Consider the following 21,921-nt stretch of genomic DNA (forward strand, 5'->3'; position numbering starts at 1 on the left):
GGGCCGGGGGCGGCGGGCTGTTCTCTACTTGGAGGGGAGGCGGGACTCTATGGCCTTGATGATGCTCGGGCGCAGGTCGGCGGCGCTGATGACGGCGTCGACGGAGCCGACCTCGACCGCGCGGCGGATGTCGTGGACGCGGTCGAACTCCGCGGCCACCTCGCCGAGCTTCTCCGCGCGGACGGACGAGCGCAGCTCGTCGAGCTCGGCGGTGAGCGCGGCGCGGTCGGTGCCGGACGCGGCGGCGACGCGGGCCTCCAGGTCCCGCACGCGGGGGTCGGCCGCCGTGCGGGCGCCGACGTCGCGGGAGAACACCACGGCCGCGGCCGGGGCGCCGCCGAGCACCGAGGCGAAGGAGCCCTCCAGCGCCAGGACGGTCATGTCCGGGTTCAGCGCCTTGGAGAACACCACGAAGGCGCCGCCGTGGTACCGGGAGATCACGCAGAACACGATGGGGCCGCGGAAGTTGACGATCGCGCGGCCGATCTCGGCGCCGTACTCCAGCTGGAGCTTGCGCATCGACTCCGGTGAGCCGTCGAAGCCGGACAGGTTGGCCAGCACCACCAGCGGGCGGTTGCCGCTGGCGGCGTTGATCGCCCGGGCGGCCTTCTTGGAGGACCGGGGGAACAGCGTGCCCGCGGTGTAGGCGTCGGGGCCGTCGGTGGGCGGGAAGCCGCGCCGCGGCACCGAGCGCGACTCGATGCCGAGGAGGCAGACCGGCATGCCGCCGAGGTGCACGTCCTGCACCACGGCGGTCTCGGCGTCGGCCATGCCCGCCCAGCGTTCCAGGACCGGGTGGTCCTGATCGGAGAGGGCGCGCATCACCGTCCGGATGTCGAAGGGCTTCTTGCGGTCCGGGTTGGCCTCGGCGGAGAAGATCTCGCCGACCGTGGTGAAGTCGCTGCCCTCCACGGCGTGCGGGAAGCCGGAGACATCCCGGTCGACGGGGTCGGACGTCACGGCGCGCCGGGGCGCGTCCTCGCCCGGCGCGACGTAGGTGTGGTCGTAGTGCGACATCAGGACGTCCCGCGCGCCGGCCAGGTCGGGGGCCCAGTACTGCGCCTGGCCGTTCGGGCCCATCACGCGGTCGTAGCCGCCGATGCCGAAGTTGTCCTCGGCCGACACGCCGCCGGAGAAGTCCAGGGCCTGCTTGCCGGTGAGCACCATCGTCGAGTCCGGCGTCATCACGAGGATGCCCTTGGTGTGCATGAGCATCGTCGCCTCGGCGTTCCAGTACGGCTGCGCGCCGACGGTGATGCCCGCGACCACGATGTTGATCTCGCCGCCGTCCTGGGTGAACTCGACGATCCGCTTGAGCGCGGCGGCGACCCAGTCCATGTTCTCGGTGCCCGACTCCATGGAGATCCGGGCGCCGGAGGACAGCGCGTACCACTCCACCGGCACCCGCATGCGCTCGGCGAGGTCCAGGGCGGCGATCACGCGGCGGCACTCCGGCTCCGACAGGGCGCCCAGCGACTTGGTCGGGTCGCCGAGCAGGACGACCCGGGTGACGCCCTGCGGGTGGCGGGGGTCGGGGTGGTGACGACGCCCGTGACGATCGCGGCGGTGTTGCGGCCCTTCGGGCGGTCGACGGGGACCAGCGCGTGGTCGCCGTCGAGGTCGTGCTCGACGAAGTCGCCGAGCCGGGCCGTCAGCTCGTACGGGTAGACGGTGTTGCGGCTGCTCGCGCGCAGCACCTTCTGCCGGTAGCCGTCGACCGGCTCGACGGGGTCGCCGGACGGCTCGCCGATGGTCAGCTCGGTGCCGCCGGTGGCGTCGAAGGAGATGCGCACGGCGACCTTGGCCAGCTCGCCGGTGCGGGGGTGGCGCTGCCGCGCGATGAACAGCACCTCCTCCAGCCCTGCGCCCGCGGTCGTCGGGAGGATCCGCCCGGCGATCGTCTCCAGCTCCGCGCGGGTGATAGTGCTCGGCGGCCAGACGTAGACGACGATCCGGTTGGTGTCGAAGCGTTCCCTGGACGGGCGCAGCGACCGGGCGCGGCGGATCGAGTCGAGGCAGGCGGCGATGGTGTCCTCGGCCGTCGGCAGCGCGACCAGCCTGCCGTCGTGGTCGCGCAGCCCGGTCAGGTCGCGCACCTGCGCGAACGCGACGAGGCGCTCGTCGGACGGGTTGTCGCGCGCCACGCAGCGGAAGAGGTAGACCTCCTCGTCCGACGAGGGGAGCCGGGTGAGGTCGAACCCGCTCAGCCGCTCCATCTGCATCCGCTGCGCGATGTAGGGGTGCAGGCCGCGGATCAGCCGTTCCTCGGCCATCCCGGTGGCGGACGGGCGGAACGTGAAGTGGTGGTGCATCACCGCGCCGCCGCTGCCCGCGACGGTGGCGGTGAGCCTGCGGACCCGGTCCGGCAGCGGGTTCGCCCCGATGACCTCGTGCAGCGCCGCGGCCATCGACTCGAAGTCCTCCGGCTGGTTCTCCCAGGAGAGGTAGATGTCGGCGTCGATGGCGTCCTCGCCGTCCGCGAGCTCCGCGAGCCCGCGCAGCGCCGCGCCGAACCCCTCGAAGCCGACCGCGGCGGAGACCACGCACGAGCCCGCGCGCTCGGCGACGACGAACGTGCGGCCCGCGACGTCGCGGGTGCGGACGCGGGTGATCCCCTTGTTGCCGTAGTACCGGCGGGTCAGGACCTCCAGCATGACCGCGTTGTCCCGGTCGTCGCGGACGAGGCGCCGGCCGAGCAGCCGCACCAGCGGCTCGGTGCTGCGCACCATCTCGGCGATGCGCTCGGCGCGGTCCGGCGCGTCGGGGTGCGCGTCCAGGTGGCGCAGGTGCCGCCGGACGTCGGCGTAGACGCGGGCGCGGTTGCGGCGCAGCAGCGGCTGGGCGAACCAGGCGAACACGACGCCGCGGGCGAGGTCGGACACGGCGGGGAAGCGCACCTGTGTCGCGGCCACCAGCCGCTCCAGCGCGAGACCGGCGGGCTCGCGCAGCGCCCGGTCCGGCGGCGGCTCCCGCAGCCACGCGCGCAGCAGCGTCGTGACGACGGCGGCGTCGGCGGACGCGCGCTGCTGGGCGAGGAAGATCCGGAAGACGGCGGCCTCCAGGCCGGGAGAGCGCTCCAGGCCGGTGACGCCGTAGTGCCCGAGCGCCTTGGCGAGCTTGTCCTGGAACGCCTCCGGCAGGCCGGCCCGCTCGACGTCGAGGCTCTGCAGGTAGGTGTGGAAGTACTCGCGGGCGCTGTAGACGTGGCCGTCCCCGCCGTCGCCGCCCGCGGGCCTGTTGCGGCTCAGCTCGGCGAGGTCGGTGAAGACGTCGAGGAGCGCGAGCTCCTCGGCCAGCGGCCGGTGGCCGTCGTCGAGGGCGGCGCCGCGCGCGGCGAGGTAGTCGTCCATGACCCGGCGCTCGTCGTGCGGGTCGACGTCGAAGCCCAGCAGCAGGCAGCGCAGGTCCTCCTGGCCGCGCCGTGCGCGCTCGCGCGCGGGAAGGGTCGCGGGCGCCGCGGGAAGGTCCAGCTCGGCCGCCCCGGCGGACGCGGGGTCCTCTGCCTCGGCGCCGTCGGCGAGCGGCTCCAGCCGCAGCAGGGGGGCGCCGGTCTCCACCTGGCTGCCGACGGACACGGCGCACTCCTTCAGCCGCGCCCTGAAGGGCGCGCGCAGCACCGTCTCCATCTTCATGCTCTCCAGCACCAGGACCGGCGCGCCCGCCTCGACCTCGGCGCCGACCTTCAGCGGCGTGGCGACGACCAGCGCGGGCGCCGGCGAGCGGACGACGCCGCCCTCGTCGCGGCTGACGCGGTGCGCCACGCCGTCCACCTCGACCAGGTGGATCGGCCCGTGGGTGCCGGTGAGGAGGCGGTACCGGGTGCCGTTGACGACGATCTGCCCGGCGTACCGGTCGAACCGGTCGAGTTCGACGTCGGCGGTGCGGACGCCGCCGCCCGCCTCGACGCCGACGCGGAAGCGGTTCGCGCCGACCCGGGCGACGCGCAGCCGGTAGCCGGCGCCGCGCAGCTTGAGGTCCAGCGGCCGCCCGCTCTCGTGCCGCACGTGCGGGCGCCCGCCGAACGCGGTCGACAGCAGCCGCTGCCGCGCGACGCGCTCCTCCTCCTCGTACGCCTCGATGGCGGCGGCGGCGAGCGCGACGGCGGAGTGCCGGTGCGAGACGAGACGGCCCTCGCCGCGCACGCGGTCGATCCAGCCGGTGTCCGCGCTGGCGTCGATCACCTCGGGCTGGTCGAGCAGGTCGAGCACGAAGCTCTTGTTCGTCGCGCCGCCCTCGATGATCACCGTGGTCTGGGCCATCGCCCGGCGCAGGCGGCCGAGCGCCTCGTCGCGGTCGCGCCCGTAGGCGATGATCTTGGCGATCATCGAGTCGAAGTCGGCGGGGATGGTGTCGCCCTCGCGGACGCCGGTGTCCACGCGGATGCCCGGCCCGGCGGGCAGGTCCAGCCGCGCGATGCGGCCCGGGGAGGGCGCGAAGTCGCGGTCGGGGTCCTCGGCGTTCAGCCGGGCCTCGATGGCGTGCCCGCGCTCCTGCGGCGGCCGGCCCTCGAGGCGCCCGCCCGAGGCCACCCGCAGCTGCGCCTTGACCAGGTCGAACCCGGTGGTGGACTCGGTGATCGGGTGCTCGACCTGAAGGCGGGTGTTGACCTCCAGGAACGCGAACAGCCGGTCGCCGGGGTGGTAGAGGAACTCCACCGTCGCGGCGCCCCGGTAGCCGACCGCGACGGCCAGCCGCTCGGCGGACTCCTTGAGCTCGGCCACCTGCCCGGGTTCGAGCACCGGCGACGCCGACTCCTCGATGATCTTCTGGTTGCGCCGCTGCACCGAGCAGTCGCGGACGCCGAGGGCCCACGCCGTCCCCTGGCCGTCGGCGATCACCTGGACCTCGACGTGCCGGGCACCGGTGACCAGGCGCTCCAGGAACACCACGCCGCTGCCGAACGCGCGCGCCGCCTCCTGGCTGGTGCGCTCGTAGGCGTCGGCGAGCCCGGCCGCGTCGGCGACCACGCGGATGCCGCGTCCGCCGCCGCCCGCGGTCGCCTTCAGCATCAGCGGGTAGCCGATCTCGTCCGCGGCCGCGAGGGCGGCGTCGAGGGTCTCCACGGCGCCGCGGCTCCACGGCGCGACCGGCACGCCGACCTCCTCGGCGATCAGCTTCGCACCGATCTTGTCGCCGAGCTTGCGCATGGCCTCCGGGCCCGGCCCGACGAAGGTGACGCCGATCCGCTCGCACAGCTCCGCGAACGCCGGGTCCTCCGCGACGAAGCCCCAGCCGACCCACGCGGCGTCGGCCCCGGTCTCCACCAGGGCGCGCTCCAGGACCTCCAGGTCGAGGTAGGGGCGGGCGGACGCGGGACCGAGGTCGTAGGCCAGGTCGGCCTCGCGGACGAAGGTGGCGGTGCGGTCGACGTCGGTGTGCAGGGCGACGGTCTCGATCCCCGTCCCGAGCTCGGCGGCGATGTCCCGTACGGCGTGGATGAGCCGCATGGCGGCCTCTCCGCGGTTGACGATGGCGACACGACTGAACACCGACCGAGCCCTCCTCTGGACCAGCGACATGCGCGCCGGGGCCCCGCGGTCCCGGCGACGTTCCACCCTTCCGTGCTCACCCTTCCGTCTACCGGGCGGCGGCGCCATGTCGCAGACGTCGCATGCTGGACGTCTCAAGTTGTGGGAATCGTGCAAAGCCCTCCCCCACCTCGGCCGGGCGGGCGGGCCAGGGACCGGACGAGGACCGGGCCGGGACGACGCCGGGACGGAGGCTCCCATGCTGCACGGGTGACTGATCGATGCAAGTCAGGCAAGAGCGCTCCGCCGGAGCCCCGGTGCCGCGCCCCGCGCGTCACCGTGCCGTGCTCCCGGCGCACACCGGCCGCCAGGGGGACCCGATGTTGGACCCGGTGAGCCCGGACCGGTACGCGACGCTCGCTCCCTTGTTCGGACCCTCCTATCCCAACCTGGCCTTCGTCCACGCCGCCCTGGAGGGCAGGATCCCCGCGAGGGCGTGGGCGCGGCACGAGGGCGACGAGGTGTCGGCGTGCCTCATCGCCACCCGGTCGCACTTCTGCTTCGCCGCCGGGGACCTCACGACGGATCTGATGGACGGGATCTACGCGCTGCTGCGTGACCGTCCGCCCGTCACGCTGGTCTATCCGGCGGACCAGGGGGTCGCCCCGGCGGCCGGCTTCGGCAAAGCCGAGCGCATCCAGTTCAGCCGTGCCGAGCCCGGCGGGGCCGCGCCCGCGCCGCCCGAGGGGTTCGAGCTGGTCAGGATCGACGAGCGGCTGTTCGAGAAGCTGAACTGGCGGGACATGGTCCTGTCGATCTTCGGGTCCGCCGAAGGCTACGTGAAGCACGGGTACGGCTTCTGCCTGGTCCAGGACGGGCGGGTCGCGGCCGAGGGGCACGGGGTCGTCGGCGGAGGGCTGGTCGAGCTGGGCGGGTTCACCCACCCGCACTACCGGCGGCGGAACCTGTACGCCGCCATGAGCGCCCAGATCATCGGGTACGGCGCGGAGCACGGCCTGCGCCCGGTGCTGTCGTGCCTGGCCGGCAACGCGGCGAGCGTGGCGGTGGCGCGAAGGATCGGCCTGACCCGGGACTTCCGCTACGAGGTCGCGGTGGTGGAGCCATGACCCTGCACGCGCCGGTGTCCTCGCTGGTGGCCACCGTCCATCAGATGATCTCCCCGCACATCCGCCGGACGCCCCTCGTCCGGACGGCGGGCGGGGGCGACGTCCACCTCAAGTGCGAGAACCTCCAGCTCACCGGGTCGTTCAAGCTGCGCGGGGCGCTGAGCGGCCTCCTCGGCTACAGGCGCTTCCATCCCGACGTGTGGTCGCGGATGAGGGCGCACGGGGTGGTGACGTGCAGCTCGGGGAACTTCGCCCAGGCGCTGGCGTACGCGACGGCCCGCCTTTCGCTGGACTACACGGTCATCGTCCCCGAGCGGATCGCGCCCGCGAAAATGGCGGGGATCATCACGCACAACCCGCGCACACGGATCGTCCGCGTCCCCTATGAGACGTGGCGCCACACGATGGTGAACGGCGAGCACCCCGATTTCGCGGGGTTCTTCCTTTCCTGTGAGACGGACGATTTCGTGACGCAGGGGAACGGCACGATCGGGCTGGAGATATCCGAGGACCTGCCCTCGGTCGACGCGGTCCTGGTCCCCTACGGCGGCGGCAACCTGACCTACAGTCTCGCCACGCTGTTCGCCGGGCAGGGCGTCGGCGTCTACGCCGTCGAGATCACCACGGGGGCGCCGCTGTCCGCCTCGCTGGAGGCGGGGCGGCCCGTCGAGGTGGAGTACCGCTCGTCGTTCGTGGACGGCATCGGCGCCAGCTTCGTCCTCCCGCAGCAGTTCCACCGGGTCAAGGACGTGATCGCGGGCGTCCTCACCGTGACGCCGCAGGAGGTCGCCGAGGCGCTGGGCTCGCTGCTCCTCGACGACAAGATGCTGGCCGAGGGCGCCGGGGCCGCCGCCCTCGCGGCGGCGCGCAAGTACTCCGGCGCCTGCCACTGGACCTCTCCGTGCGCCGTCGTCAGCGGCGCGACGATCGATCTCCCGAATCTACTGGGCGTCCTCAGCGACGCCTCCCAGGAGGAGCCGAACCATGCCCACCGTTGAACCGGTCAGCCCCGCGCTCGGTGCCCGGGTGACCGACGTCGACCTCTCCCAGGAACTGACCGAGCGGCAGTGGGAGGAGATCAGGGAGGCGTTCCACCGGCACAGCGTCCTCGTCTTCCCCGGCCAGACGCTGTCGATCGAGGACCAGAAGCGCTTCTCCCGCCGGTTCGGCGACCTGCTGGTGCACGAGCACCTGCTGCCGATGACGGTCGAGGGTTACCCCGAATGCATGCGCCTGCACAATGACGCGGACAATCCCCCCGGCCTGAACACCTGGCACACCGACAACAGCGGATGGCCCGACCCGCCCCTCGGCACCGTCCTGTACGCGAAGACGACGCCCGCGATCGGCGGCGACACCCTTTTCTCCAACATGTACCTGGCCTACGAGAAGCTGTCCCCGCCGATGCAGGAGATGCTCGGCCGGCTGACCGCGACCCACGACGCCAAGAAGGCGTTCGGCGAGGACTACCCCGAACTGGGCGAGATGCTCAAGAAAAAGTCCATCGAGGTCGACGAGAGGTTCGGCGGCGGAAAGGCCGTGCACCATCCGATCATCAGGACGCACCCGGAGACCAAGAGGAAGGCGCTCTACATCTCCGCGCCCTACGTCACCTCCATCGACGGCCTGTCGGCGGCGGAGGGCCGCGCCATCCTCGACTTCCTCTACCGGCACATCGAGACGAACGAGTTCGTCTACCGGCACCGGTGGCAGCCCGGCGATCTCCTGATCTGGGACAACCGCTGCCTCCAGCACTACGCCGTCGCCGACTACCACCCGCACGAGCGGCTGATGTACCGGATGAACATCCTGCGGGGCGAGGAGGGCCGATGGACGACGTCCTGAGCGGCAACCCCGCCGCCCTCGCCTGCCCCGCGGGGGTCTACGACCGGGCCCGTCAGCGGGGGGTGCACTTCTCCGCGGCCATGGACGCCTGGGTGGTCAGCGCCCACGACGACGTGCTCCGCGTCGTGCTGGACGCGGAGGCGTTCTCGTCCGACAACGCGCTGGGCGCCCCGGCCCCGGGCCCCGAGACCGAGATGTCCAACTATCTGCCCTACCTGCTGACCTTGGGCGACCCCGAGCACGCCCGCCGCCGGGCGATCGTCAACCGGGCGTTCACCCCCCGGCGCGTCGCCGAGCACGAACCGGCGATCAGGGAGATCTGCCGGCGGCTGGTGGACGGGCTGCGGCCCCGGCAGGAGATCGACTTCGTCGGCGGCATCGCGATCCCGCTGCCGATCTCCGCGATCATGCGGGTCCTCGGCCTGCCCGACGAGGACCTGCCCGACCTGCTGCGATGGTCGCAGGAGCTGGTGGTCGCCACGGTGGGGGTGCGGGAGTTCGACCCGGATCGGATCGTCCCGCCGGGGCGCCCGCTCGCGGCGCGGCTCGCCCGCCGCCTGAAGGACGCGCGCCACGGCGTCCTGGCCGTCATCGCGCGGTCGGGCATCCCGCCGGACGACGCCGCCCGCTTCGTCATCGACCTCCTCGTCGCCGGGAACTTCACCACCACCGCCTACCTGACCAGCGCCGCGCACGCCCTCGCCCGCTCCCCCGCGCTCGCCGACCGGCTCCGCGCCCACCCCGGCGAGATCCCCGGGTTCGTCGAGGAGACCCTCCGCCTGGAGAACCCCCTCCAGGGCCTGTACCGGAGGGCGACCCGCGACTGCGAGATCAACGGCGTCCCCATCGCCGCGGGCGCGCGGGTCCTGGTGCTGTTCGGGTCGGCGAACCTCGACCCGGCCCGGTGGCCCGATCCGGTCGCCCTGGACCCGGGGCGGACGGACGCCACCGGCCACCTCACCTTCGGCCACGGCCCGCACACCTGCCTGGGCTCGTCCCTGGTGCGGACGCAGAGCCGCCTGCTGCTGGAGGTCCTGCTGGCCGAGACCACGCTCCTCCGGCCGGCGGCCGAGGAGATCGACTATCTGCCGAATCCCATCTTCCGTAGTCCAACGGCGCTCCGGATGCGAATCAGCTGGAGAACACCCGCCGCGAACCGCGGCTGAGACCGGCGGCCGGCGACCGGGACGGCCTCCGCGGTGAACCGATCCCCGGTGGATGTGAGGGGGCGGCATGGATCTGCTGCAACTGCGCTACTTCCAGGCGGTCGCGCGCCGGGAGCACCTCAGCCGCGCCGCCGAGGAGATGCACGTGGGCCAGCCGTCGATGAGCCGCACGATCGCCCGGCTGGAGCGGGAGCTCGGCGTCCCGCTGTTCGACCGGCAGGGCCGGCAGGTGCGGCTCAACCGGTTCGGGTCGGCGTTCCTGAAACGGGTGGACCGGGCCCTGGTCGAGCTGGACGAGGCGCGCCAGGAGCTCTCGGACGAGGCGGGCCTGGAGAACGGCAGCGTCTCGGTGGCCGCGGAGACGCTGCTCACCCTCACGGGCCCGCTGTCGCGCTTCTCGGCGGAGTATCCGGAGGTGAGCGTCCGGCTGCGGCAGGCCGACGCGGACGCGATGGTGCGGCAGCTCGCCGACCGCGAGGTGGACCTGTGCGTCGCCTCCCAGCGGCTGGCCGGACCCTCGCTGCGCTCGGTGGAGCTGCTGCGCGAGGAGGTTCTGCTGGCGGTCCCGCTCGCGCATCCGCTCGCCGGGCGCGAGCGGGTCGGCATCGGGGACGTCACGGAGGAGCCGTTCGTCACCACCCGTCCCGGGCACTGGCAGCGGACACTGCTCGAACGGCTGTTCACGGGCACCGGGACGAAGCCGAAGATCACCTGTGAGGGGGACGAGACCGGCGCGATCCAGGACCTCGTCAGCGCGGGCCTCGGCATCGGGCTCATCCCGGTGACGGCGCGGCGGGCGGCCGCGGGCGGCCCGGTGGCGTGGCTGCACGTCGACGCGCCCGGTTGCGCGCGCGTCCTGACGATGGTGTGGCGCGAGGACGCCTATCTGCCGATGGCCGCCCGGCGGTTCCGGGACGTCGCCGTGTCGCTGCTGCGCTCCCGGCGCTCTTAGCGCCGGGAGCGCGGATCCACGACGGATTCGGCTCCTCATGGTCGTCGGGCACCACGAAGGCGCTGCCCGGCGTGTCCTCCACCACGTCACCACCTGTATCGTCCAGCCATGCGGATCACAGCGGCCCTGGTCGAGGGCCTGGACGCGCCGTTTACCCTCACCGAACTCGAACTGGACGACCCCGGCCCAGGCGAGGTCCTGGTCGAGCTCGCCGCCACCGGCATCTGCCACACCGACGGGCTCGCCCGCCACGGCGACCTGCCCTTCCCCCTGCCCGGCGTCCTCGGCCACGAGGGCGCCGGCACCGTCGCCGCGGTCGGGCCCGGCGTCACCGGCTTCACCGAGGGCGACCCGGTCGTCATCGGCTGGCCCTCGTGCGGGACGTGCCGCAACTGCCGGGCCGGGGAGCCCCGCTACTGCCTGCGGCTCGGCGCGGCGCTGACCGGCGGCGGCCGCCTCGACGGCGGGACGGCCCTGCACCGCCTGGACGGGACCCCCGTCTCCAGCCACTTCTTCGGCCAGTCCTCGTTCGCGACGCACTCGCTGGCGGCCGCCGCCGCGCTGGTGCGGGTGCCGGACGGCATGCCGCTGGAGCTGATGGGGCCGCTGGCGTGCGGGATCTCCACCGGCGCCGGGGCGGTCTTCACCACCGTCCGCCCCCGTCCCGGGGACCGGATCGTGGTGTTCGGGACCGGCACGGTCGGGCTGGCGGCGATCATGGCCGCGCGCAACTCGGCCGCCACCCGGATCATCGCCGTCGACCGGCACGCGTCCCGGCTGGAGCTGGCCCGCGAGCTCGGCGCCACCGACACCGTGGACGCCACCGGGATCGACGTCGTGGAGGCCGTCCACGACCTGTGCGGCGGGCCCGCCGACTACGCGCTGGAGTGCACCGGCGTGATCAGCGTCGTCCGCCAGGCCGCGGACTCGGTGGGCATGCTCGGCACCTGCGTCCTCATCGGCGGCGCGCCGGCCGCCGCCGAGTTCACCCTGGACCACCTCTCGACCCTCTGGGGCAAGCGGATCGTCGGCGTGCTGGGCGGCGGCGGGCGCAGCGAGGAGCTGATCACCTGCGTCATGGACCTCTACGCCCAGGGCCGCTTCCCGTTCGACCGGCTCGTGGAGTACTTCGACTTCGCCGACGTCCAGACCGCCCTGGACCGCTCCTACGCCGGTGAGGTCATCAAGCCCGTCCTGCGCATGCCGCGCCGGTCCTGAACCCGTCCGGCCGTCACAGCCCTCGGCCGTCACCCGTCTTCGGCCGCCTCGCGGTCGGAGCGGGGCCAGACGTAGGGCAGATCAGGCGGCACACCGGGGAAGAGCGGGCCGTAGTACCCGGGATCCTTGCGGACGAGGGCGGAGCGGTGGCTGAGGTGCAGCGCCGGATCACCCAGCCACGGGGGCAGCTCCGCGGCGGCGGCGAGCCGCTCCTGGTCGCGCGGCCGCCCGATGCCCGTCGCCGCGGACAGCCCGGACGTCAGCGACGCGGCGCACGTGTCGCCATGCCCGAGATCGCACCAGGTGCGGCAGATCTCCAGCCCGTAGCGGACCAGCGCCTCCTCGTACCCGGCCCACATCCGCACCGCCGGATGGCGCCGCCAGCCGTAACCCGGCACGGTCAGCCCGCGCAGCACCTGGAGCGCCTCGACACGCTGCTTGCCGAGCCTCCGCCGGTCGAGGACGCCGGCCGTGGCGGCGAAGTCCGCGTGCGGAAGGAAGGTCTGCACCGCCCTCGCCCCCTGTTCGCCCCTCATGCCCGCGCGGCCCGCGCCTCGTCGGCGCCCCCCTTCGTGTCCCCTTTGCGGGCGCCTCTCTCCGGGGTTACCCGCTGATCGCGGGTGGTCACCCGCCGAGCGCCTGACGATCAACCGCCGCCGGGTGGATGCGGCGGGCACTCCCGGAGGCAGGTCCTGATCTCCACGTAGTCGACCGTCATCGCGGACGGGTAGTCCGCCGGCTCCGGGGCGCCCGGCCAGTCCCCGCCGACCGCGAGGTTCAGCAGCACGAAGACCGGCTGGTCGAACACCCAGGCGCGTTCGCCGAGCTCGGCGCGGGTGACCGAGTGGAAACGCCGCCCGTCGACGTACCAGTCGATCCGGTCGGCCCTCTGATGGGACGGGTCCGGGTCGCTGTGCCGGTCCACGGTGTAGGTGTGGAACCCGCCCGCGAGGCTCTGCGGGGCCCGGTGGGCCGCCCGCCTGCCGTGCGGTTCGCCGCAGTCCGGGCAGTGCGCGACGCCGTACACCTCGCCGGGCCGCGTCCCCCGGTACTCGAGCACGTCGATCTCGCCCGAGGCGGGCCACCGCAGGTCCGCGCGGTACGAGCGGCCGAGCGCCCAGAACGTCGCCCACGACCCGCGCGCCGAGGGGAGCCGCACCCTGGCCTGGATCCGCAGCGTGCCGCCCTCCGGCGGGCGGTGGTCGCTGCGCCGCGTCTCCAGCCGCGCGGACCGGTACGTCCCGTCCCGCCCGGCCGTGGCGGTGATCACGAGATGCCCGTCGCCGTCCAGCCGCGCGTTCCGCGGGGACCGGACGTACTCCTGGATCTCGCCGGTCCCCCAGTCCGGCGGCCCGCCCGGGTAGTTGTGGCCGGTGGCGAGCACCCAGTGCCGCGCGTCCGGCGGCGCGCCGGCCCGTCCGGTGAAGTCGTCGCGCCAGACCGCCGCCGACGTGGGACGGGGCGCGGGCGGCAGCGGCGAGGAGACCCGCTCGGCGACGTCCGCCGCCAGCACCACGCCCGCGCACGCGATCACCGCGCCGGACCAGCGCAGCGGCAGGGCGGGCGGAGTGAGGCCGAGCACCCGGGCCGGTCTCTTGTGGGGGGACGACCCTCCACTCCCCCCGGAACGGCCCGGCGGGAGGAGCAGGGTCAGCGCCATCGCCAGGCACCACGCCACCGGCAAGGCGACCCACACGTCCCGGGCGGCGGGCAGGCCGAGCGCGGCGGCCGCGCCGGTGTGCCCGAGCCGGGCCGCGACGGCCGCGGTGCCGGCGACCACGGCCGCGAGGTTGACGGCCACGATCCCACCGCGGACCGCGGCGTCCCCGGCCCCGGACGGCCCCGGCGCCGCCCCGTGCGTGGGCGCCCAGCGGGAGCGGCGGCCCGCCACGGCCTCCAGGAGGCCCAGGACGCAGGCCGGGCTGGAGACCGCGTGCGTGACGGCCGCGGCCAGGCCGTACGTCCCGTTCTGCGCCCTGTTCGCGGCCGCCGCCGTCACCGCCGCGCTCGCGACGAGCCCGAGCAGGACCCCCGGTGGCGCCGCGACCGGGGACACGCCCGCCAGCAGGTGCGCGCTCGGCAGCAGCGCCATGAGCAGGACGATGATCGAGGCGAGGTAGTGCGTCCCCAGCAGCCCGTACTGGAGCCGCTGCCGGAGGGCCGGCCCGCCGCGGCCCCAGAGCCGGCGGTCCAGGAGGATCTCGAACGCCCCGCGGGCCCAGCGCCGCTGCTGCCGCAGGTACGCCGCCCAGTCCGCGGGCGGCAGCCCCCGGGCCAGGACCTCCGGAAGGTAGAGCGACCGCAGGCCGAGGGCGTGCAGCCGGAGCGAGGTGTGCACGTCCTCGGACTGGCTTCCCGTGTGGAGACCGCCGATCCGGTCGAGCGCCGCGCGCCGGAACACCACGTTGGTGCCCACGCAGATCGCGGTGTCCTGCGCGGCCTTCCCCGGCATGACATGGCGGTAGAACGCGTCCTGCGCCTCGCGGGCGCCTCGCGCGGCCAGCGACCAGTTCTTGTCGGGCACGGTGGGTCGCTCCCCTGCGCCGGAACTGCTCGGGCCGTAGCTCTGCGGGGTCTGCACGAACGCCAGCCGCCCGTCCGCGAAGTGCCCGACGGTACGGCGCAGGAAGCCGCGGTCGGGACGGTGGTCGGCGTCGAAGATCGCCACCAGCTCGCCGCGGGTGCGGGCGAGGGCGTGGTTGACGTTGCCCGCCTTCCCGTTCTCCCGGGTGGGACGGTGGAGGTAGCCGACCCCCTCGCGGTCGCACGCCTCGCGCAGCCTCGCGCTCCCGCCGTCGTCGAGGACCCAGGTGCGGTGCGCGAGGTCCATGTCGCGGGCGGCGCGGACGACCGGGAGCACGACGCCGAGCGGCTCCCCGTACACGGTGACGAAGACGTCGATCCCGCCGTCCCAGTCGCCCACGGTGACCTCGTCCGTGGCGGGCCGTCCCCGGGTCGTCCACCACGTGGCGGCGGTGTGGGCGACCACGACGAGCTGGAGCACAACGGCGCACAGCCACAGGAGGAACCCGGCCCGCGAGCCGGCCGCGCCGAAGTGCACGAGGACGGCCTCGAAGACGACGGCGTGGAGGAACGCCGATAAGGAGGCGCCGCTCCCGGCGGTCCGGCGCGAGGGGCGGTGCCCGGCGCGCCGCCCGGATCGGCCGGAGGCCGCGCTCACCCGATGTCCCGTTGCCACGGCACCCACCTTCGCGATCGTCGTGCGTCGGACGTCCCCCGGCTCGCCTGGATGGCCGCGGCGGGCTCGATGATCGACAACACCGCGCGCCGCCGTGATCTTCCGCCCGGTTCCGTCCAGGGGCCTCCGGAGAGATGGAAGTGCCGGGAGAACTACAAGATCGCCGACCCCTTCCCCTTTCCGGGACGGCGGACGACCCTTGAGAGGACCACCACCGGAAGCCCTGAAAGGAATCCGCCCATGCGCGAGGAAAGCCCGGCGGAGAACGGCTGGTCCGTGGACGATCGCTGCACCAACTGCGATGTCGCGCGGCAATTGGCCCCCGGGTTGATAGGCGAGGTGAAGGGCCGGTCGCGCCTTCTCCGCCAGCCGCGCGACGAGGCCGAGGAACGCGTCCTGCACATGACGGCGCACGCGTGCCACACCCGCTCGATCCGCCCGCCGTCCGGGGTGCTCGATCCGGCGCTGGACCCGTTCCCGCTGCCCCTGGACGGCGGCGTCCACCTGTGCGGCCACAACTCCCCGCGCACCGCCGCCGCCAACTCCTATCTGCTGCGCCGCCCGGACGGGTCCGCACTCATGATCGACACACCGCGTTGGAGCAGGTCACTGGCCCGACGGTGGGCGGCGCTCGGCCCGGTCACCGACGTCCTGCTCACCCACCGGGACCACGCCGCGCACGGCCGGGTCTACGCCGACCACTACGGCGCCCGGCTGTGGATCCACGAGGGGGACCTGGACGCCGCGCCCGACGCCGACCGTGTCCTGCGCGGGCTGGACGCCGTCGAGGTCGCCGCGGGCGTCGTGGCGCATCCCTTTCCCGGGCACACCGAGGGCAGCGTGCTCTACATCGCCGACCAGCGCCATTGTTTCAGCGGGGACAGCCTTTACTGGTCGCGCACCACCGGGGACATCGAGGTCGCCGAGCACGTCACCTGGTATTCCATCGAGGAATTGGCCGCCTCGTTGTCCCGCACCGTCGGCCGGCTCCGTTTCGAGTGGCTGCTTCCCGGCCACGGTGACCGCAGGAGGCTTCCCGCGGAGGAGATGTCCCGGCGGCTCCGGGGGCTCGCCGAGCGCACCCGCGGGCTCCGCCCGCGGCCGGTCGACTTCGCGGCCCACCGCTGGTGACGGCACGGGCCGGCGGCCCCCGAGCCCACGCCCGGGGCCGTCCCTACGGCACCGGCACGCGGGCCGGCAGGCCGACCTGGTCCGCCAGCGCCTCCAGCAGCTCGACCTGCCGGTCGGGGTGGTCGGGCAGGAAGTTCAGCGCGAGGTGCACCTCGTCGGCGCCGAGCGCGGCGGCGCGGTCGAGGTCGCGCCGCACCGCGTCGGTGAAGGCGGCGGCGGTGATCCGGTCACCGGAACCCTGGACGATCACGGAGACCAGCACCGTGCCGGTGCCGCCGGCGTCCCGGTAGCAGCGGACCTGCCCCCGGGTGTCGTCCCAGTCGACGGCGACGGTGATGAAGCCGTCGCCGATGCGGGCCGCCCGTTCGATGGTGGTGCGGGTCAGCGCGCCGATGAACAGGGGGATGGTCGTCCCCCACGGCTTCGGTCCGACCATGGACCGGGGGATCCGGTAGTGCTCGCCGTCGAACTCGACGGGGTCGGGCCCCCAGCAGGCCCGCATCGCCGCCAGGTTCTCGACGAACCCGCCGCCCCTGCGCGCGGCGGGCACCCCCGCCGCGACGAACTCCTCGGGGATGTAGAACGGCGGCTGCCGGGTGCCGCCGCCCTGGCCGACGCCGACGTCCAGCCGTCCCCGGGACAGCCGGTCGAGGGTGGCCAGCCTGCGGGCCAGGACGAGCGGCGCCTGGAAGATCGCGTTCACGATGCCCGTCGTCACGCGGATCCGCCGGGTGTGCGCGGCGGCCCAGGTCAGCAGCTCCAGCGTGTCCCACACATGGGACTCGGGCAGGCCGGCGTCGTTGCTCCAGCCCGGGTCGACGGGGATGAGCAGCCGCTCGCTGGCGGACACGGCGTGGAAGCCGAGCCGCTCGGCCGCCCGCGCGACGGTGACGACGGAGTCGGGGCCCGCGTGGGGGCCGAAGTTCGGCAGCGTGACGCCGATGCGGGGAAGGTCCATCTCGTTCTCCGGTGGGTTGTCGTGGGGCCGCCAGTGCGGCGTCCCTTCGAAGACAGGTCGGAGCCGCCGGGCGATTCTTGCGGTCCGGTGCCCGGGACGATGTCGGGATCGCGGCATCGGCTCCGACCAGTCTCCGAGGGGCGCCGCGCAGAGCGCCGTCCATGCGGTGAGGGAGACGACGTGAAGTTCCTGCTGAGCCTCTACCTGGATCCCCCGGCGCCGCCCGGGGGCGAGCACGGGCACGAGGACTTCCTGAGCGCGAGCCGGGAGGCGGGTGAGCTGATCGGCGGGCACGCGTTCGCCGATCCGTCCACCAGCGCCGTCGTCCGGACGGCGGGCGGTGTCGCGTCGGTGACCGAGGGCCCCTACCTCCGGGCGCCGGACCACGCGGACGGGCAGTACCTCCTCGACTGCGACAGCCGGGAACGGGCCTTGGAGCTCGCGGCCCTGCTCCCCCGCGGCCGCGGCTGCGTCGAGGTGCGGCCGCTGATGGACTCCGCCGGACTGGAGATGGCCGCCGGACTGGAGATGTGAGCGGCGCCCCCCGCGCCGCCGTCCCCGCGCGCCGTCAGGGGGCCACGTCCACGCGCGTCGCCTCCTTGGAGTCCGGGAGCAGGATGACCGTCGCGCCGTTGTCGTGCGTCCAGCCGACCGGGAGCAGGAACCAGCGGTCGTCCACATGCGCGAGCGTCCGCAGGCCGTTGTACCGGTAGCGGAAACCCGCGTCCTTGCCCGGCAGGCGCACCATCTCGACCCCGGGCCCGCTGATCTGGAGGCGCTCGCGCGCGTACACGACCGCCTGCGACCGGCCGGCCAGCGACAGCTCGACGGCGCGCGCGGCGTCGACGCCGTGCTCCTGCGCGACGTTGGCCGTCGCCCAGAAGGCCGCGACGAGGGCGAGGGCGACGAGCAGCGCGCGGCGCAGGTCCCGGGTCCCGTCCAGGATCTCCGCCATGCCGGCCCGCACCAGCCCGTACCGCGTCGCGCTCTCGGCGGCGTACTCCAGCACCACCGTCCCGCCGCCGAGCAGCGCGGGCGAGAGGTAGGGGCCGGTGAGGGCGTCGCCCAGGCGGTGCAGGCTGATGGCGCCGAGCGTGAGCATGCCGAAGCCCACGACGGCGAGGGACGCGCACACGGCCTGCCGCCACCGGCGCCCCGCCCTCTTCATCAGCTGGAGGACCAGGTGGTGGGCGATGAGCAGGCCCACGCTGAACACGGCGAGCGAGGCCAGCGGCGAGAACACCGGTCCCGCGCTCAGCACCAGGTAGTCGGTCGTCGAGAAGCCGACGGCGCCGAGGTCCACACCGAAGTAGTCGAAGAGCGCCTGCTCCCGCACGTACCCGAAGTAGTACAGGATCGCGGTCAGCACGCCGGTGGACGCCAGGACGCGCCCGGCCACACCGATCAGCCGACCGAACGCGTTGTCGTCACCGGAGGGTCCGGCCGGCTCGGCGGCCACCGGGTCAGGAGCTCCCGTCCGAGCCCGGCGCGTCGTCCGGGGGCGCGTTGCCCGGAGGCGTGTCCCCGTCGTCCCCGTCCGACGGCCCCTCGTCCGACGGCTCCGACTGCGTCGGAGTCTCCGGCGTCTCGGAGTCGACGCCGCCCGACGGCGTGCCCGGCTCGGACGTCGGTTCCTCGGACGGACGGGACGTCTCGCTCCCAGGCGACTCGGAAGCCCGGGCGGCGGTGGTCTTCAGCTCCTGCCACAGTTCCTTCGAGGCCACACCGACCCGCATGCACACATCGCTGGGGCCGACCCTGCAGGACTCGTCGGTGATGGTCACCTTCCCGGCCAGGCCCTGCCGCTTCCTGAGCGCGGTCCCCTTGGTCTCGGAGGACTCCGCGGATCCGGCCGCCTTGGTCTTGGACACCCCGTTGTCCGCGATCAGGCACGCCTCCCCCTGGACACAGGGATCGCCGTTGCCGAAGCCGTCCTTGATGGCGCGGCCGCACGCGTCCTGGCTCGTGTCGGTGATCTCGACCGCGTCGCGGCACGCGGCGGTGATCTGCTTCGCCTGCGTGTCGGTGATCCGGGTCTTGATCGTGTCCGTCGCCTTGGGCTGCACGTCCCCGCCGACGTCCAGCCCGCTCGACTGCATCGGCAGCCGCGTCGCCGACGGCTTGCCCTCCCCTCCCCCGCACCCGGCGGTGCAGAGCAGCACGGCCGCGCCACCGAGCGCGCACTTCCGCCAGAAACCCATGGCTCGCCCCCCAACTCGACACAGGCCCGCACAGCGAGTGCGCCTTCGATGATTTCCCGTAACAACGACCGCAAACCGGACCAGAGCGATGTCCGTCGAACGTGATAAGTGTCCGGTTTGTCAGGAATTGCGGGTGTGGTCCGGGGCGGCCAAGGGGACGACGACCATGGTCATCCACCGAGGAGGTCCCGATGCCGTCCCGCCCACGCGCCTACCTGATCGCCGCCGGCCTCGCCGCGCTGGTCACCGGCCTGTCCGGCTCCCAGCTCGCCGCGGGCGCCGCCGTGCGCGCCCCGGCCCGCGTCCAGGCCCCGCCGGGGCCCGGCGTGCACGACGTCGTCCTGGCGGTCCACGGGGGCGCGGGCTCGCTGCCGCGCGGCAGCCTGACGCCCGAGCAGGAGAAGTCCTACCGCGACGGGCTGACCAAGGCGCTCCGGACCGGATACGCCCTGCTCAAGGAGGGCAGGCCCGTGCTCGACGCGGTCGAGCGGGCGGTCAACGTCCTGGAGGACGACCCGAACTTCAACGCGGGCAAGGGCGCGGTGTTCAACACCGACGCCGAGCACGAGCTGGACGCCTCCATCATGAACGGCAAGGACCTCAGATCGGGCGCGGTGGCCGGAGTGCACCACACCAGGAACCCGGTCTCCCTCGCCCGGCTGGTGATGGAGAAGTCGCCGCACGTCTTCATGGCGGGCAAGGGCGCCGACGATTTCGCCCTGCGCAACGGCGTGCCCTATACGACCCAGGACTACTTCTGGACGCAGCGCCGGTGGGACCAGCTCCTGGAGGCCAAGCGCGGCCTCCGGGCGGACGGCGCCCGGTCCGAGAGCGGCGGGACGGTCGGGGCGGTCGCCGTCGACGGCTCGCGCAACGTGGCCGCCGCGACGTCCACGGGTGGCCTGACCAACAAGCAGGCCGGCCGGGTCGGCGACACCCCGGTCATCGGCGCCGGGACGTACGCCGACAACCGCACCGTGGCCGTCTCCAGCACCGGGACCGGCGAGGTCTTCATCCGCGGCGTCGCGGCGCACGACGTCTCGGCCCTCATGGAATACGCGCGCGTGCCCGTGGCCAGGGCCGCCGCGACGGTCGTCAACCAGAAGATCACCGCGCTCGGCGCGACCGGCGGCGTGATCGCCCTGGACACCGGCGGGACGCTCGCGTCACCGCACAGCACCAAGGGGATCATCAACGGCTACGTGACCGAGGACGGCACGGTCACGACCAGGCTCTACGACGACGAGACCCCGGCCGGCTAGGCGGCGGCTACCGGCGGGGACGCAGCCGCAGGCGCATCCGGGCGGCCTCCGCGTGGATCTGGGTCTCGGTCTCCAGGAGCCTGCTCTCGGCCTGCTCGGTCCGCAGCCGGGCGCGCATCTCCCGGAAGCTCGGGGTGCGTTTCCGCTCACGCGCCGCGGCGGCGTGGCGGGCACGGCGGGGCGAACGGCCGCGTGTGAACCGGTCCAACAAGCCCATCGTCCTCACTCCTCAACCTCAAGCCCGATCGACTGACGGGCCCTTTACCCCCCTTTTGCCCTTTCATCCCGTCCGGGCGGCCGGAAACGGCCGCCCGGACCGTCCGCCGACATGCGCCTGGACGGCACCTTCCGGCTACGCATTTGGGACACTCGGTCTCTCTTCGCTTGTTAGGGTCCCCCCTTTCGGAGGGGGTTCTCAACATTGAGCAGCGGCCATGCCGGCCGGGGACGGGGATACTCAGGTGACCGAGCTCCAGCGGTGGGACACCGACTCCGGGACGATCGTCGTCGAGGGGGACGACGAGATGGTCGGCTTCGCGCCGGTGGTGCGGAACCCGGGTGAGGTCGCGCGGGTGGTGAACGTGCGGTTCGAGGAGGCGCTGAAGACCTTCCGCGACTCCGCGGCCTCGGCGCTCACGGTCTTCCGCGACGACGCCCTGCGCCCCGACGAGATCGAGATCGAGTTCGGGCTGAAGCTGAACGCGGAGGCGGGCGCCGTGCTGGCGAAGGCCGCCGCCGAGGGCCACCTCAAGGTGACGTTGCGCTGGGCGAAAGACGAGGCGCCGGGGGCGTGACCGGGGACCTGCGGTGGCGTGTCCGCGTCGAGGCCGGCGGCCAGGTCGGGGCGGGCATCCTGGCCCACCACCGGGGCCCGAGCCGCCTCGGCGACGTGATCACGCGGATGCCCGCCCGGGACCTGGTCGAGGCCGCGGCCGAGCCGCCCGCGGAGCGGTGGCTCATCGGGCCGGTGTGCGCGGAGCTCCAGCGGCGGAAGGACGGGGCGGAGGCGGAGCCCGCCCTGCGGCACCACGGCTACCTCGCCGACCAGCTCGCGGCCGTCCACCCAGGACGCGGGGACGTGCAGGTCAGGCAGCTGACCGGTCTCCTCGCCGCCTGCTACGGCCCCGCGCTGTCGCCCGAGGAGTTCGACCGGGTCGTCGGTGCCGGCGCGACGTTGCCGCCCGCCCCCCTGCTCGGCGCCGCGCTGGCGCTGTACGGCCCCGGCGCCGGGGAGCGGCTGCTCACCGTCACGCTCGCCGGGATGTTCGCCGACGCCGGGTTCGACGAGGAGACCCTCGGCAGGCTCCGGCGCGCCCTCGGTGAGGACAGGCCGCCACGCCGCCCCCGCCGGTGACCGCCCGCGCCGTCCGCCGTCCGCCCTCGACCGCGATGCG

Annotated in this window: 17 protein-coding genes and 1 pseudogene; 11 read left to right on the top strand and 7 right to left on the bottom strand. The window is 73.9% G+C overall.

Annotation, left to right across the window (positions count from 1 at the left end):
• Positions 1-24 precede the first annotated feature (24 nt).
• A pseudogene (locus AGRA3207_RS10400) lies at positions 25-5,489 on the bottom strand (ATP-binding protein).
• A 359-nt stretch (positions 5,490-5,848) separates the two neighbouring features.
• Between AGRA3207_RS10400 and AGRA3207_RS10405 the strand changes: the two are divergent.
• The 6 genes from AGRA3207_RS10405 to AGRA3207_RS10430 all read left to right on the top strand — a co-directional run bounded on the left by AGRA3207_RS10405 (position 5,849) and on the right by AGRA3207_RS10430 (position 11,776).
• Positions 5,849-6,595: a GNAT family N-acetyltransferase gene (locus AGRA3207_RS10405; RefSeq protein ID WP_231334375.1), complete on the top strand. Its 747-nt coding sequence runs from the start codon at positions 5,849-5,851 to the stop codon at positions 6,593-6,595.
• On the top strand, positions 6,592-7,593 hold the full coding sequence (locus AGRA3207_RS10410) for a pyridoxal-phosphate dependent enzyme (protein WP_231334376.1): 1,002 nt from the start codon (positions 6,592-6,594) through the stop codon (positions 7,591-7,593). Before AGRA3207_RS10405 ends, AGRA3207_RS10410 begins: the two co-directional genes overlap by 4 nt.
• Entirely contained in the window at positions 7,580-8,440 is an 861-nt protein-coding gene (locus AGRA3207_RS10415) for a TauD/TfdA dioxygenase family protein (RefSeq protein ID WP_231334377.1), read from the top strand. The genes AGRA3207_RS10410 and AGRA3207_RS10415 overlap by 14 nt, the downstream gene beginning before the upstream one ends.
• Complete coding sequence (locus tag AGRA3207_RS10420; RefSeq protein ID WP_231334378.1) at positions 8,425-9,606, top strand: cytochrome P450; 1,182 nt, start codon at positions 8,425-8,427, stop codon at positions 9,604-9,606. Before AGRA3207_RS10415 ends, AGRA3207_RS10420 begins: the two co-directional genes overlap by 16 nt.
• 67 nt (positions 9,607-9,673) lie before the next feature.
• Positions 9,674-10,558, top strand: a complete 885-nt coding sequence (locus AGRA3207_RS10425; RefSeq protein WP_231334379.1) for a LysR family transcriptional regulator — start codon at positions 9,674-9,676, stop codon at positions 10,556-10,558.
• A gap of 108 nt (positions 10,559-10,666) precedes the next feature.
• Positions 10,667-11,776 carry an NAD(P)-dependent alcohol dehydrogenase gene (locus AGRA3207_RS10430; protein ID WP_231334380.1) on the top strand — a complete coding sequence of 370 codons (1,110 nt, stop codon included), beginning with the start codon at positions 10,667-10,669 and terminating at the stop codon, positions 11,774-11,776.
• Positions 11,777-11,805: 29 nt separating this feature from the next.
• Here AGRA3207_RS10430 and AGRA3207_RS10435 read toward each other — a convergent pair whose 3' ends face one another.
• Entirely contained in the window at positions 11,806-12,285 is a 480-nt protein-coding gene (locus AGRA3207_RS10435; RefSeq protein ID WP_231334381.1) for an MSMEG_6728 family protein, read from the bottom strand.
• Positions 12,286-12,422: 137 nt separating this feature from the next.
• On the bottom strand, positions 12,423-14,975 hold the full coding sequence (locus AGRA3207_RS10440; protein ID WP_231334382.1) for a glycosyltransferase family 2 protein: 2,553 nt from the start codon (positions 14,973-14,975) through the stop codon (positions 12,423-12,425).
• 240 nt (positions 14,976-15,215) lie between these two features.
• Here AGRA3207_RS10440 and AGRA3207_RS10445 point away from each other — a divergent pair, with 240 nt between their 5' ends.
• A complete protein-coding gene (locus AGRA3207_RS10445) occupies positions 15,216-16,106 on the top strand; it encodes an MBL fold metallo-hydrolase (protein ID WP_231334383.1) in 891 nt (296 codons plus the stop codon).
• Between the two features lie 43 nt (positions 16,107-16,149).
• Here AGRA3207_RS10445 and AGRA3207_RS10450 read toward each other — a convergent pair whose 3' ends face one another.
• Positions 16,150-17,064, bottom strand: coding sequence for a TIGR03619 family F420-dependent LLM class oxidoreductase (locus tag AGRA3207_RS10450; protein WP_231334384.1), 915 nt, complete (start codon positions 17,062-17,064; stop codon positions 16,150-16,152).
• A gap of 180 nt (positions 17,065-17,244) precedes the next feature.
• On the opposite strand from AGRA3207_RS10450, the gene AGRA3207_RS10455 reads away from it, so the two are divergent.
• The gene (locus AGRA3207_RS10455; protein ID WP_231334385.1) at positions 17,245-17,598 is read left to right on the top strand and encodes a YciI family protein; all 354 of its coding nucleotides are present in this window, start codon (positions 17,245-17,247) and stop codon (positions 17,596-17,598) included.
• Positions 17,599-17,632: 34 nt separating this feature from the next.
• Here the strand turns inward: AGRA3207_RS10455 and AGRA3207_RS10460 are convergent, their stop codons facing one another.
• Positions 17,633-18,523, bottom strand: coding sequence for a hypothetical protein (locus tag AGRA3207_RS10460; protein ID WP_231334386.1), 891 nt, complete (start codon positions 18,521-18,523; stop codon positions 17,633-17,635).
• 4 nt (positions 18,524-18,527) lie between these two features.
• Positions 18,528-19,265, bottom strand: a complete 738-nt coding sequence (locus AGRA3207_RS10465) for a hypothetical protein (protein WP_231334387.1) — start codon at positions 19,263-19,265, stop codon at positions 18,528-18,530.
• A gap of 191 nt (positions 19,266-19,456) precedes the next feature.
• On the opposite strand from AGRA3207_RS10465, the gene AGRA3207_RS10470 reads away from it, so the two are divergent.
• Entirely contained in the window at positions 19,457-20,527 is a 1,071-nt protein-coding gene (locus tag AGRA3207_RS10470; RefSeq protein WP_231334388.1) for an isoaspartyl peptidase/L-asparaginase family protein, read from the top strand.
• A 7-nt stretch (positions 20,528-20,534) separates the two neighbouring features.
• On the opposite strand, the gene AGRA3207_RS10475 is transcribed toward AGRA3207_RS10470, so the two are convergent.
• Complete coding sequence (locus tag AGRA3207_RS10475) at positions 20,535-20,744, bottom strand: hypothetical protein (RefSeq protein WP_231334389.1); 210 nt, start codon at positions 20,742-20,744, stop codon at positions 20,535-20,537.
• A gap of 244 nt (positions 20,745-20,988) precedes the next feature.
• Here AGRA3207_RS10475 and AGRA3207_RS10480 point away from each other — a divergent pair, with 244 nt between their 5' ends.
• A complete protein-coding gene (locus AGRA3207_RS10480) occupies positions 20,989-21,321 on the top strand; it encodes a CU044_2847 family protein (RefSeq protein ID WP_231334390.1) in 333 nt (110 codons plus the stop codon).
• The gene (locus tag AGRA3207_RS10485; protein WP_231334391.1) at positions 21,318-21,881 is read left to right on the top strand and encodes a hypothetical protein; all 564 of its coding nucleotides are present in this window, start codon (positions 21,318-21,320) and stop codon (positions 21,879-21,881) included. Before AGRA3207_RS10480 ends, AGRA3207_RS10485 begins: the two co-directional genes overlap by 4 nt.
• The last annotated feature ends 40 nt before the right edge of the window (positions 21,882-21,921 follow it).

This window comes from Actinomadura graeca (assembly GCF_019175365.1).
Lineage (GTDB): Bacteria > Actinomycetota > Actinomycetes > Streptosporangiales > Streptosporangiaceae > Spirillospora > Spirillospora graeca.